Below are 13330 nucleotides of genomic sequence, written 5' to 3' on the forward strand. Positions count from 1 at the left end.
AAGCGTAGACACTCCGGAGAATCCGGCAGTACCGTGGCAGTAGTCCAGCCCCGCGGCGCACGACGGCGCGGGCGCCGATCATCGATTTTTTCCAACCCATTGCCGACGAGGGAGTCATTGTGACTGTAACTGCCCAGCCCACCGTTACCGCGGAGCGTGAGGCCGCACTGCTGGCCACCGTGCCGACAGGCCTGCTGATTGACGGGCAGTGGCGCCCGGCCGCGTCCGGCAAGACCTTCGACGTCGAGGATCCCGCCACCGGCAAGGTGCTGCTGAGCCTCGCCGACGCCGGCCCCGAGGACGGCGCCGCGGCCCTGGACGCCGCCGCTGCCGCGCAGGAGTCCTGGGCCAAGGTCCCGCCGCGGGAGCGCGGTGAGATCCTGCGCCGCGCCTTCGAACTCGTCACGGAACGGGCCGAGGACTTCGCGCTGCTGATGACCCTCGAAATGGGCAAGCCGCTGGCCGAGGCCCGCGGCGAAGTCACCTACGGCGCCGAGTTCCTGCGCTGGTTTTCCGAGGAGGCCGTCCGCGCGTTCGGGCGCTACTCGGTGTCCCCGGACGGCAAGTCCCGGCTTCTGGTGACGAAGAAGCCGGTGGGGCCCTGCCTGCTGATCACGCCGTGGAACTTCCCGCTGGCCATGGCCACCCGCAAGGTGGCCCCGGCCGTCGCGGCCGGCTGCACCATGGTGCTCAAGTCCGCGAACCTGACCCCGCTGACCTCGCAGCTCTTCGCCGCCGTGATGCTCGAGGCCGGCCTGCCTGCCGGCGTGCTGAACCTGATCCCCACCTCCACCGCCGGTGCCACCACCGGGCCGCTGATCAAGGACTCCCGGCTGCGCAAGCTCTCCTTCACCGGCTCCACTGAAGTTGGCCGGCGGCTGCTCGCGGACGCTTCCGAGACCGTGCTGCGGACCTCGATGGAGCTGGGCGGCAACGCACCGTTCGTGGTGTTCGGGGACGCCGACGTTGACGCGGCCGTGGCCGGGGCGATGCTGGCGAAGCTGCGGAACATGGGCGAGGCCTGCACCGCGGCGAACCGGTTCATTGTGCACGAGTCCGTGGCCGACGAGTTCGCGGAGAAATTCGCCGCGAAGATGAAGGACATGACCACGGCCCGCGGCACCGAGTCGGACTCCAAGGTGGGCCCGCTGATCGACGCCAAGAGCCGCGACAAGGTCCACGAGCTGGTCACCGACGCGGTCTCCGCGGGCGCCGTCACGGTGCTGGGCGGCTCCGCCGTCGAGGGTCCGGGCTACTTCTACCAGCCCACGATCCTCAAGGGCGTTACCGAGGGCACCCGGATCCTGACCGAGGAGATCTTCGGCCCCGTCGCCCCGATCATCACCTTCGACACCGAGGACGAGGCCGTCCGGCTCGCGAATAACACTGAGTACGGCCTGGTGGCCTACGTCTTCACCAAGGACCTGAACCGGGGCATCCGGATGGGTGAACGCCTGGAAACCGGCATGCTGGGACTGAATGCCGGCGTGGTGTCCAACGCGGCCGCACCGTTCGGCGGAGTCAAGCAGTCCGGCCTGGGACGCGAGGGCGGCCTCGAAGGCATCGAGGAGTACCTCTACACCCAGTACATCGGCATCGCCGACCCCTACGCCGGCTAGTTCCGGCGCAGCTGGCGGACGGCGCCGCGGAGCCTGGACCAGGACCCCGCGGCGCCGTGCCCGGCACCCCTCCCGGGCCCCGGCGCCGCGGCGCGCGGCGTCGACACCCGGCGCCGCAAGCGGGCCGTCAGCGAGGGCGGCAGCCAGGTGGCGCGCAGCCGCGTGCTCCACGACGCGTGCGCCCGCAGCGCGTCCTGCACCGCTGCGATCCTGTCCGCGGAGGCGCCGCCGGGCAGTGGCACACCGGCGGGGGAGCCCGTGTCCGGGCGGCCGTACTGCTGGCGTTCGTAGTCGCCGGTCAGGGAGTCCACAGCAGCGTGCGCTGGTGCGTCCACCCCGCCCGCTTCGCCCAGCGCCGCTGAACCGCGTAGCCGCGCTGCAAAGTGCCGCGGTGTTTCGCTGCTCTGCGGCGCGACCCGGAAGTCCGTGGCGAGATCCCGCAGTTCTTCCCAGGCCGGCACCGCGGACCCGGCCGCGCCGGTCGCTGACGCGTTGAGCCGCCGCCGCCGCACACCGCCGCGGAGCAGCGCCGGCGCCGCCAGCAGCAGCAGGACCAGCAGCACCCCGCCGGCGCCGTACAGCAGCGCCGGCAGCGTGCTGCCGGAGCCGCCCCCGCCCGCGACGGCGGGCGCCGGCAGCGGTACCGGCGCGGGCGCCGACGTGGGCTTCGGGTCATCCTCCGGGATCAAACCGTCGTTGTTTTCGTTGGTGCTGGCCCCGCTGGGCGCCGCAGGCTCCGTGGCGTAGGCCGGCACCACGCCGCGGGAGGGTGTCGGCTCGAAGGCCACCCAGCCCACGCCCTGGAAGTAGAGTTCGGGCCAGGCATGCGCGTCGCGGGCGTCGACCTCGTATTCGGGCAGCGCCCCCTGACCGGCGATCGACACGGTGGACCCGGTGACGCGGCCCGGGGCGTAGCCGACGGCGATCCGGCTGGGAATCCCCTCCAGCCGCGCCATCACGGCCATCGCCGAGGAGAAATGGATGCAGTAGCCGCTCTTCTGGGTCAGGAAGTCCGCCAGCACGGACAACCCGTTGCCGTCGTAGCCGCCCTGCACGGGGGACTGGAGCGAGTAGCTGAACTCCGCGGAGCGCAGGTAATTCTGGATCGCCATGGCCTTGGCGTAATTGCTGCCGCTTCCCGCGGTGACGCTCTCGGCCGTTTGCCGCACGATCTGCGGAACGTTGGCGGGGGTCCGGGTGAAAACGTCCGGCACCCCCTGCACCCGGTCCGGGGACTCCGCCAGCACGGCCCGGGTCAGCTTGGGGGCCACCGACGTCACCACGTACTGCTGGTTGCGCGAGTTGGTGTCCAAGCCCTTGATGCTCAGGGTTGCCGGGTCCCAGCTCCACCGGCCGGTCAGGCCGTTCACCGCCTGGGGCGCGTAGGGGACCGGCAGGTAGGGGCTGGTGAACTGGCCGGCATTTACGGCCGTGACCACCCTGAGCTGTTCCTCGACGTTGGATTCCGGGCCCGGGTCGATCCTTCCGGTGCCCGGCCGCCGGCCGGAGTCACGGTCATCCGGGGACCACGCGTCGCCCTCGAAGCTGTCCACTGTGACGGAGCGGAGATACGGCGCCTGGGCGGCGCTGGTGGCATAGGTGATCCGCCCGTCTCCCGTGGGACTGCGCAGGTTGTTGCCGAGGCTGATCATCGGGTTTAGGCCGCTGGCCGGGCCCCAGGGATTCAGCCGGGATCCCTGCGGGAAGGTGCCCTGGTCGAAGCCCGGGATGACCAGCTGGAACAGCAGGGTCAGGGCCAGTGCCATGGCTCCGGTGAGGGTGGCGCGTTTGAGCTGGCCGGGGTCGCGTGCCGTGTCCACCCGGGTCCGGGAGGTCGGATGGAACCAGTGGCTGCAGGCCAGGATCATCAGGAAGCCTGCCGCGGCACCGGCGAACCCCAGCCAGCCCACGCTCTGTGGTTTCACCATGGCCGGCACCACCAGGACCGCCAGGACGCCGAGGCCGCTGGTTGCCGGCAGGGCGAGCGGGACGGCCAGGGCGTCGACCAGGATGACCACCAGGCCGAGCACCCCGCAGACCAGCAGCACGATCCCGGCGTTCGGAGCCACCGGGGAGCTCTCGGCCAACACCGTCTCGCTGGCCCGCCGGAGGTAGCGCTGCAGCTGGGTCATGGTGTCCGAAGAGGGGATGAAACCGGCGATGCTGTGCTGCCGGAAGAATGTCGAGGTGAGGACCAGGGCCAGTGCCACGAAGCCGCCGGCGCCGACCAGGAACCCGCGCAGCCGCAGGGCCCGGAGCGCCGCCATGGCCAGCGCGACGGTGAACACCGTGGTCAGCACCGATGGGTACCAGGCCCAGCCGCGCAGCACGCCGTTGAGGCCCAACGCGGCGCCTGCGACGGCCAGCGCGACCGCGACCCCCATGGCCCAGGGTTCGACGCCGGCCCCGGTCCGGCCCGCCCCGCCGGAGGCAGCCGGCGTTCCGGTACCGGGCGCTTCCGGGGCCACGCTGCGCTGCGGAGTCAGGGTCATCGCCGGCCTCCCGCAGCGCGCCGGACCTCGGCGGCGGCCTGGAGCCCGGCGGCGCCCTGTTGCCCGGCGCCGCCCTGGTCGAAGGCTGACCAGGCGGCCGGCAGCGGGGTGGCCGCGGTGACGGACGCCGCGCGCCAGCCCCCGCGGCGGAGGATCTCCAGGACCGGTCCGGCGTCGGACGGACGGTCGGTGACCAGCAAGGCGAAGGCATTCGCGCCGAAGCCTGCCGCCGGCGCCAGCGCCCGGGCCTCTGCCGGAGTGAGGCGCCCGAGGATGGCGAGGATGGGTCCGCGAAGCCGGTGCGCGGAGAGCTTGTCCATCAGCCGGTCGTCGAAAGGCTGCGGCCCGGCGTCGGACGGGGCGTGCCGGGGACCGCTGAGCGCGATGGCGGCCAGGCTCTCGGCAATGGACTGCAGGCCGCCGGCCCCGGTGAACTCGTCGGTGTCCGGTTCCGGCGCCGAGGGCGAATTCAGGAAGGCGGGCTCGCCGGCGGGGTCCAGGCAGCGCAGCGCGTAGTTGCGTTCACCGAGGTGGGTGCTGATGGACATGATGGCTGTGACGGCCCATTCGAAGGCGTCGCTGGTGACCAGTTCGTGGCCGTCCGCGGCGCCGCCGGAAACGTACCCGGCGCCCTGGGCGAAGGCGTGGAACCGCTGGTCCAGGATGATCGTGGCCTCCGGTGTGGTGACCGATTCCTCCTGGCGCACCATCAGGGCGCCGTGGCGGGCCGTCGCCGCCCAGTGCACCCGGCGCATCGGATCGCCGTGCCGGTACTCGCGGGTCATGATGTCATCGTCGCTGGGGTTGGCGCGGATCCGGGTCGCGGTGACGCCGTCGCTGCCGCGTGCGCCGGCCAGCCCGGTCACCGGGAGCTCGACGGCGGCCGGCGTCACCGTGAGCAGATCGCCGTCGTCGATTGCGTGGCGGTGGACGGAAAGCCCGAAGGGGTCGCTGAATTCGGCCGTGACTGGCCCGATCAGGAACTGGCCGCGTTTGGCGCTCCGTAGCTGGTATTCGTAGCGGCTGGTCCCCGCGGCGGCGGTCCGCGCCGGAAAGCGGAACACCGGGGAGTGTCCGAACCGGTCCGGCAGCTGCTCCTCCATCAGGGCCTGGCCGGATCCGGGCCCGGTGCGGGCCACCGCCAGCCGGACCGTCGTGGTGGCCGAAGTCTCCACCGGGGACGGGCTGAATTCGCGGTAGACCCGGAACCGGGGCTTGAGCACACGGGTCCCGGCGAGGGACAACAGCGGCAGGACCAGCAACAGGAGCGCCAGCGCCAGCAGGTCGCGGCGCCCCATCACCTGCGCGGCCAGCAGCGAGAACACGCCCGCCCCCAGCAGGCCCCAGCCGCGGGAGCTGAAGATGTGCCTCGGGAACAGGTCCAGCAACGCCACGGCCGCGTCCGCCCCTAGCGTCCGGTGGGCTGGGTCGAGGGCCGCACCGCGTCCTGGCCCACCGGCACCTTCGCCAGGATCGAGCGGATCACGCTCTGCGGGGTCTCCCCGGTGCCGGCGGCCTTGCGGTCCAGGATGATCCGGTGCGCCAGCACCGATTCGGCGACGCTCACCACGTCGTCCGGCAGCACGAAGTCCCGGCCCTCCAGGGCGGCGGTGGCCTTCGCCGCGCGGAGCAGCTGCAGCATGGACCGGGGGCTCGCGCCCAGCCGCAGCAGGGTGCTCTCCCTGGTGGCACGTCCCAGGGCCACGGTGTATTCCTTGATCGAGCGGGAAACGTACACCTGCTGGACGGTGGCGATCATGGAGGCCACCTCGTCCGCGCTGACCACGGCCGTGACCCGGGTCAGCGGGGACGTGGCCTGGTGGGTTTCAAGCATCTCCATCTCGGCGTCCCGGTCCGGGTAGCCCATCGAGATGCGGGCCATGAACCGGTCCCGCTGCGCTTCCGGGAGCGGGTAGGTGCCCTCCATCTCGATCGGATTCTGCGTGGCCACCACCATGAAGGGTTCGTCCAGCTGGTAGGAGTTCCCGTCCACCGTGACCTGGTGTTCCTCCATGCATTCCAGCAGGGCGGACTGGGTTTTGGCCGAGGCGCGGTTGATCTCGTCGCCGATCACGATGTTGGCGAACACCGCCCCGGGCCGGAACTCGAACATCCGGGAGGCCTGATTGTAGATGGACACGCCCGTGACGTCGGAGGGCAGCAGGTCCGGGGTGAACTGGATCCGGCTGACCGAGCAGTCGATGGTGCGCGCCAGGGTCTTGGCCAGCAGCGTCTTGCCGACGCCCGGAACGTCCTCGAGAAGCAGGTGCCCCTGCGCGAGCAGCACGGTCAGGGCCAGTTTGGCAGCCTCGGCCTTGCCGTCAATCACGGTGTTGATGGCGCGCAGGATGCGCTCGCTGGCGGCATGGAACGCCGCGGCCTCCATCGGCGGGGGCAGTGCGGCCCCGTGTTTCCGGGCGCCGGGTCCCACCGCGGCGGCGCGTGTCTCACCGGCTCCGTCAGGAAAGTCCTGCGGCTCGGGCAGTGCTTCGTCCACGGAGGTGCGTCGGTGGTAGTCCATCGGCAGCCTTTCAGCCCTGGTGCGGCCCGGGCGGAGCGGCAGGAAAGCCGGTCCCGCCTCTGGTGCACGCCTGTCTTGGTATCAGCGTACTAACACAACTGACAAAGCAGACAGAGAGTTCCGGGGTAATTCTGAGCCCGGGCCGCGGCTAGGCTGGAAGGATGTGCAACCCGCTGACCCCCGCCCCCTACCGCGCGACCGGCAGCGACGGAACCGGCGGCGCTTCGTCCGAAACCGGCCCGTCCGGCCGGAAACCGTATCCGCCGGCCCCGGAGCCGCTGCCCGTGCCGGTGATGGACAACCACACCCACCTGGACTTTCCGGACGCCATAACGGCGGTCAGCATCAAGGACGCCCTCGACGCCGCGGAGGCCGTCGGGGTCGGGGGAGCCGTGCAGGTGGGGTGCGACCTGGAGTCATCCCGTTTCACCGTGCAGGCGGTGGAGCAGGATGCCCGGCTGCTGGGCGCCGTCGCGCTGCACCCCAACGACGCCCCGGCCTACGCCGCCCGCGGCGAGCTGGAGGAGGCGCTGGCGGAGATTGAAGCGCTCGCCGCGCACCCGCGGATCCGTGCCATCGGCGAGACCGGGCTGGATTTCTTCCGCACCGAGGGCGAAGGGCTGGCCCATCAGCGGTACTCGTTCCGCCGCCATATCGACATCGCCAAACGGCTCGGCCTGACGCTGCAGATCCACGACCGCGACGCCCACGATGACGTGGTGCAGGTGCTCCGCGAGGAGGGGGCCCCGGAGCGGGTAGTGTTCCATTGCTTCTCCGGCGGCGAGGAGCTTGCCCGGATCTGCAACAGTGCGGGCTGGTACATGTCCTTCGCCGGCACCGTGACCTTCAAAAACGCGGCGAACCTGCGCGCGGCACTGGCCATTGCCGACCCGGCGCGGATCCTGGTCGAAACCGACGCCCCGTTCCTCACTCCGCACCCGCACCGGGGGAGGCCGAACGCCAGTTACATGGTCCCGTACACGGTCCGGGCCATGGCCGAATTGACAGGCCGGGAGCTCTCCGCGCTGTGCGCCCAACTGGCCGAAAATACCGTGCAAGCATACGGATCCTGGGACTAAAACCCGTCTCCGCCGTCACTCTGGCAACATACCGGGTATGCACAAATTCTTGGTTGGTTTATAACGCTACGGTTACAGTGGTCAACTATTAGCCGGGGTCGGGGAAGGCCTTCGGATAATTTCACTCCCTCAGGGCGCGCACCGTGGCAAGGAATCCACGTGTGCGCTCTCGTTTGGAAGTGTGGCGGTGCCCGCGTTTTCCGCAAATATCCGGACCTGGTCCGGAACTGCCCTTGGGGGTGTTTGCGCCGGGGAGACGTGCGCGCTTTTCCCCGTGCCCGGATGGTCCGAAAGATATGGGCAATCGTGGTCAAGTTCTTCACATCGGATGGCAAGTTCAGCTTCGTCAAGGTCGGTGCGCAGCTGGTGGTGCTCGTGGCACTCGTGCTGGGCCTGGTCGCCTTCGTTGGCAACAACAAGACGGTCACCCTCAACGTCGACGGAAAAGTGAGCTCCGTCCAGACTTTCGGCGGCACCGTCGGCCAGGTGGTCCGCGGCGCCAAGGTGGAGCTGCAGGCAGCGGACAAGGTGTCGCCCTCGGCTGAGTCGCATGTGCAGGACGGATCTGTCATCAAGGTGAACCTCGCCAAGGCCGTCAAGGTCAACCTGGACGGCGCGGAGCGGACCATCAACACCACATCCCCGACCGTTGAGGGGCTGGTGACTGAACTCGGCGTCGCCCCCGCCTCGGAGATTTCGGTTCCCAAGGACGCCCAGCTGGCCGTCTCCGGTTCGTTCGTGAGCATCACGACGCCGAAGGCCGTCACGCTCGTGGCGGACGGCAAAGCCAAGAAGACCACCACGACGGCGGCAACCGTCGGCGGTCTCCTCGCCGACGCCGGCGTCAAACTCGGTGCCAGCGACCGCACCTCGCAGCCCGGCAACGCCCCGGTCGTGAACAACATGGTGGTCAAGGTCTCCCGCGTCGACGTGACCAAGACGGCGGCCACCACCGAAGCCGTCCCGTTCGAGACGCTGACCGCCGAGGACTCCGCCCTGCCCAAGGGTGAGCAGAAGGTCGTCCAGGCCGGCGTGGCCGGCAGCATCAGCAAGAGCTTCAAGCTGGTCCTCGTAGACGGCCGTATCGCCTCGAAGACGCTCGTGGCCCAGAAAGTCACCCGCGAGCCGGTCACCGAGAAGGTCAGCATTGGCACCAAGGAAAAGCCCAAAGTGGAGGCGGCCGCCACGGCAGCCGCCAGCACTGGCGGCAACACCGGCGCCGCTGCCCCGGCGATGATGAACGTAGCCATGTGGGACAAGATCGCGCAGTGCGAGTCCGGCGGCAACTGGTCCATCAACTCCGGCAACGGCTACTACGGCGGACTTCAGTTCGACATCCAGACCTGGCTCGGTTCCGGCGGCGGCGCCTACGCACCCAACGCCAGCCAGGCCAGCAAGGCCCAGCAGATCGCCGTCGCCAACCGGGTCTACGCCCAGCGCGGCCTGCAGCCCTGGGGCTGCGGCTGGGCAGCCTCGAGCTGACACCCCGCTCCGGCCCGCGAGGCCGGCAAGACACCCACGGTTCCCGCACCGGCTGACCACCGCCGCGGAGCGCCCCACGAAGGCCGGTCCCGACTCCGGGGCCGGCCTTCGTGCGTTGCCGCCGCGGGATAGGATACCTAGGTGACTGAACCGACCCCCTCCGCCCCGGCCGGCCCTGCCGCGAACCTGCCCTCCGGCGCCCCCGCGCAGCTCCTGGGCGCCTCCGACATCCGCAGGCTGGCCGAGGAAATCGGGGTCCGCCCCACCAAGACGCTGGGCCAGAACTTCGTCATCGACGGCAACACCATCCGGCGGATCGTCGCCGCCGCGGACATCAGCGCGGATGAGACGGTCCTGGAGGTCGGTCCGGGCCTCGGCTCGCTGACTCTGGGCCTGCTGGACGCCGCCAAGTCGGTCGTCGCCGTCGAGATCGACCCGGTCCTCGCCGGCAAGCTCCCCGCCACCGTCGCCCGGTGGCGGCCCGACGCCGTCGCGGACTTCCACCTGGTCCTCGCCGACGCGATGAAGGTGACCGAGCTTCCGGTACAGCCGACGGCGCTGGTCGCCAACCTTCCCTACAACGTGGCGGTGCCGGTGGTCCTGCACCTGCTGCAGCACTTCCCGAGCCTGCGGCACGGCCTGGTCATGGTCCAGGACGAGGTCGCCGACCGGCTCGCGGCGCCCCCGGGTTCCAAGACCTACGGCGTCCCGTCCGTCAAGGCTGCCTGGTACAGCGGCATGCGCAAGGCCGGGGTGATCGGAATGAACGTCTTCTGGCCGGCGCCCAAGATCCACTCCGGACTCGTCGCCTTCACCCGCCGGGAACCGCCGGCCACCACGGCCACCCGGGAACAGGTCTTCGCCGTGATCGACGCGGCCTTCGCGCAGCGGCGCAAGACCCTCCGGGCCGCGCTGGCCGGCTGGGCCGGCAGCGCTGCCGAAGCCGAACGCTGCCTCCGGGCCGCCGGGGTCGACCCCACCGCGCGGGGCGAAGTCCTTGATATCGCCGCCTTCGCCCGCATCGCCGAAGCGCACGCCCAGCCCGGCTCCTGACCGGGGCTGCCGCGGCGCCTGCTTGGAGCCACAGCCCGCCATGCCATAGCGTGGAGCCATGAACGCAGTGAGAGGGCGCTTTTCCGCGAGGACTGTCCGGGTCAAGGCACCCGGCAAAGTAAACGTCTCACTGGATGTCGGACCGCTGCGCGCGGACGGCTACCACTCGGTGGCGAGCGTGTACCTGGCGGTGTCCCTGTATGAAGAGGTCGCCGCCACCAGCACGGACACCGGCGGGATCACGGTCAGCATCAGCCCGGCCAGCACCCTGGACCTGGACGGCGTGGACATCCCGCTCGACGAGCGCAACCTGGCGTACAAGGCCGCGGCCATCATGGCCGATGTCTCGGAGCACTCCACCGGCGTCCACCTCGAAATCACCAAACGGGTTCCGGTCGCCGGGGGCATGGGCGGCGGCTCGGCCGACGCCGCGGCCACCCTGCTGGCCTGCGACGCGCTGTGGAACAGCGGGCTCTCCCGGGACGAACTGGCCCACCTCGCCGCCGAGCTCGGAGCCGACGTGCCGTTCTCCCTGCTGGGAGGCACCGCCGTCGGACTGGGCCTGGGCGACGAGCTCTCCCCGGCGCTGGTCAAGGCGCAGACGGACTGGGTGCTCGTCACCGCGGACTTCGGCCTGCCCACCCCGGAGGTCTACAAAACCCTCGACCGGCTCCGCGCGGACGAAGGGGTGGAAATCGAGGCGCCCACCGCCGTCGATCCCCGTGTCCTCGCCGCCCTCCGCAGCGGCGACGCCGACGCGCTCAGCCGGGTCCTGGTCAACGACCTGCAGCGCGCCTCGATCGAGCTGGCACCCGGACTGCGCGACGTCCTGGGGCTGGGTGAATCCTGCGGCGCGATCGCGGGAATCGTCTCCGGCTCCGGCCCCACCGTGGCGCTGCTGGCCCACAGCCCGGCCGCGGCCGAGGGACTGGCCGAAGACCTGCGCCACCACGGCCTTGACGCCTTGGCGGTCCACGGCCCGGTGCACGGCGCACGCATCATCTCCGATACGCTCCTTTAAGAGGATTGTGGTCGTGATCCGCCCGGCGTCCGGGCCGGGGTCCGCCCGTCTTCGCTTAACAATATTTTTCTCTAGGAAAGCAGTTCCCCGTGGCACACCTGCTCGGCGGCGAGAACCTCACGGTCTCGTACGCAACCCGTACCGTCCTCAACGGCATCACCCTCGGCCTTGAAGAAGGCGACCGGATCGGCATGGTGGGCCGCAACGGCGACGGAAAGTCCACGTTGATGCGGCTGCTGGCGATGCGCGCCACCCCGGACTCCGGCCGCGTGACCAAGCGCAGCGAGGTCAACATCGGCTACCTGGACCAGAGCGACGTGCTCGACGGCGACCTCACCGTCGGCGCCGCGATCGTCGGGGACCAGGCCGACTACGAATGGGCCCGCAACCCGCGGATCCGCGAAATCATGGGCGGGCTGGTGTCCGACGTCGACTGGCACGCCAACGTGCATGCCCTCTCCGGCGGGCAGAAGCGGCGCGTGGCGCTGGCCAAGCTGCTGATCGAGGACCACGACGTCATCATGCTCGACGAGCCCACCAACCACCTCGACGTCGAGGGCGTCGCGTGGCTGTCCCGGCACTTGAAGACCCGCTGGCGGGCCAACCAGGGCGCCTTCCTCGTCGTCACCCACGACCGCTGGTTCCTCGATGAAGTCTGTACCAAGACCTGGGAAATCCACGACGGCATTATGGACCCGTTCGACGGCGGTTACGCCGCTTATGTGCTGGCCCGCGCCGAACGCGACCGTTCCGCGTCCGTGATGGAAAGCAAGCGCCAGCAGCTGGTGAAGAAGGAACTGGCCTGGCTCCGGCGCGGCGCCCCGGCGCGCACGGCCAAGCCGAAGTTCCGGATCGAGGCGGCCAACGCCCTGATCGCGGACGTCCCCGAGCCGCGCGACTCAACGGCGCTGAGCAAGATGGCCACCGCCCGGCTCGGCAAGGACGTCCTGGACCTCGAGAACGTCTCCCTCGACTTCCTCGGCGGCGACGCCGGGCAGAAACTCTTCGACAACATCACGCTGCGGCTCGCCCCCGGGGAACGGCTGGGCCTGGTGGGTGTCAACGGCGCCGGCAAGACCACGCTGCTGAAGCTGCTCAACGGCGAGATCCAGCCCAGCTCCGGGAAGGTGAAACGGGGCAAGACAGTGGTCACCGCGGTCCTGACCCAGGAGGTCAAGGAACTCGACGACGTCTCCGACCTGCGGGTCATCGAGGTGATCGAGCGGGAAAAGCGCTCGTTCAACGTCGGCGGCAAGGAATTCACCGCCGGGCAGCTCGTGGAGCAGCTGGGCTTCACCAACGAGAAGCAGTGGACTCCGGTCAAGGACCTCTCCGGTGGCGAACGCCGCCGGCTGCAGCTCCTGCGCCTGCTGGTGGGGGAGCCCAACGTGCTAATGCTCGACGAGCCCACCAACGACCTCGACACCGACACCCTGGCCGCCGTCGAGGACGTGCTGGACGGCTGGCCGGGCACCCTCGTCGTCGTCAGCCACGACCGCTACCTGCTCGAACGCGTCACCGACCACCAGATGGCACTGCTGGGCGACGGCAAGATCCGGGCGCTGCCCCGCGGCGTGGACCAGTACCTCGAACTGCGCGAGGCGGCGCTGGCCGGCTCCACCATCACCGGCGGCGGCAACCCGGTCACCGCCGCGGGCGGAGCGTCGGCCCCCGCGGCCGCCGGACCGTCCGAGGCCGAGAAGCGGGATGCCCGCAAGGCCAAGAACCGGATTGACCGCCAGCTCGGCAAGCTGCAGCAGCAGGAGGACAAGATCCACGCCCAGATGACGGCCGGTGCCGGGGACGCCTCCAAGTTCGACGAGCTCGCCGCCCTGAACGCCAGACTCCAGGAACTCGCCGCCGAACGCGAGGCCCTCGAACTCGAATGGCTCGAGGCCCTCGAAGTCCTCGGCGAGTAGGCACCCTGCCGGGGCCTGCGTTGGGTGCCGGATCCGGCGAGTGCACCTGCGCCCGCGTTACTGCGGGACATGCCCCGTCCGCGGCTCCAGCATTGGGCATGTCCCCTCCGCCCTGCAGGACTACGGGACATGCCCAGCGGCCGG

The 13330-nt window shown here is 70.3% G+C and carries 9 protein-coding genes; 6 read left to right on the plus strand and 3 right to left on the minus strand.

The window, feature by feature from the left end:
* The first annotated feature begins 119 nt into the window (after window positions 1-119).
* On the plus strand, window positions 120-1619 hold the full coding sequence (locus tag ABIN76_RS09810; protein ID WP_346959518.1) for an NAD-dependent succinate-semialdehyde dehydrogenase: 1500 nt from the start codon (window positions 120-122) through the stop codon (window positions 1617-1619).
* Here the strand turns inward: ABIN76_RS09810 and ABIN76_RS09815 are convergent.
* From ABIN76_RS09815 to ABIN76_RS09825, 3 genes are read right to left on the minus strand one after another with little or no spacing between them, the layout of a single operon-like run.
* Entirely contained in the window at window positions 1616-4111 is a 2496-nt protein-coding gene (locus tag ABIN76_RS09815) for a DUF3488 and transglutaminase-like domain-containing protein (protein WP_346959519.1), read from the minus strand. The genes ABIN76_RS09810 and ABIN76_RS09815 overlap by 4 nt on opposite strands.
* Complete coding sequence (locus ABIN76_RS09820; protein ID WP_346959520.1) at window positions 4108-5505, minus strand: DUF58 domain-containing protein; 1398 nt, start codon at window positions 5503-5505, stop codon at window positions 4108-4110. Before ABIN76_RS09820 ends, ABIN76_RS09815 begins: the two co-directional genes overlap by 4 nt.
* Before the next feature lie 14 nt (window positions 5506-5519).
* Window positions 5520-6632, minus strand: a complete 1113-nt coding sequence (locus ABIN76_RS09825) for a MoxR family ATPase (RefSeq protein WP_346959521.1) — start codon at window positions 6630-6632, stop codon at window positions 5520-5522.
* Between the two features lie 161 nt (window positions 6633-6793).
* On the opposite strand from ABIN76_RS09825, the gene ABIN76_RS09830 reads away from it, so the two are divergent.
* From ABIN76_RS09830 to ABIN76_RS09850, 5 genes are all read left to right on the plus strand, one after another.
* Window positions 6794-7711 carry a TatD family hydrolase gene (locus tag ABIN76_RS09830; RefSeq protein WP_346959522.1) on the plus strand — a complete coding sequence of 306 codons (918 nt, stop codon included), beginning with the start codon at window positions 6794-6796 and terminating at the stop codon, window positions 7709-7711.
* 282 nt (window positions 7712-7993) lie between these two features.
* On the plus strand, window positions 7994-9193 hold the full coding sequence (locus tag ABIN76_RS09835) for a ubiquitin-like domain-containing protein (protein ID WP_346959523.1): 1200 nt from the start codon (window positions 7994-7996) through the stop codon (window positions 9191-9193).
* Window positions 9194-9334: 141 nt separating this feature from the next.
* On the plus strand, window positions 9335-10246 hold the full coding sequence (gene rsmA, locus ABIN76_RS09840; RefSeq protein ID WP_346959524.1) for a 16S rRNA (adenine(1518)-N(6)/adenine(1519)-N(6))-dimethyltransferase RsmA: 912 nt from the start codon (window positions 9335-9337) through the stop codon (window positions 10244-10246).
* Window positions 10247-10304: 58 nt separating this feature from the next.
* Entirely contained in the window at window positions 10305-11267 is a 963-nt protein-coding gene (locus ABIN76_RS09845; protein WP_346959525.1) for a 4-(cytidine 5'-diphospho)-2-C-methyl-D-erythritol kinase, read from the plus strand.
* Window positions 11268-11356: 89 nt separating this feature from the next.
* A complete protein-coding gene (locus tag ABIN76_RS09850) occupies window positions 11357-13186 on the plus strand; it encodes an ABC-F family ATP-binding cassette domain-containing protein (RefSeq protein ID WP_346959526.1) in 1830 nt (609 codons plus the stop codon).
* Window positions 13187-13330: the final 144 nt, after the last annotated feature.

This window comes from uncultured Arthrobacter sp. (genome assembly GCF_964021775.1).
Lineage (GTDB): Bacteria > Actinomycetota > Actinomycetes > Actinomycetales > Micrococcaceae > Arthrobacter.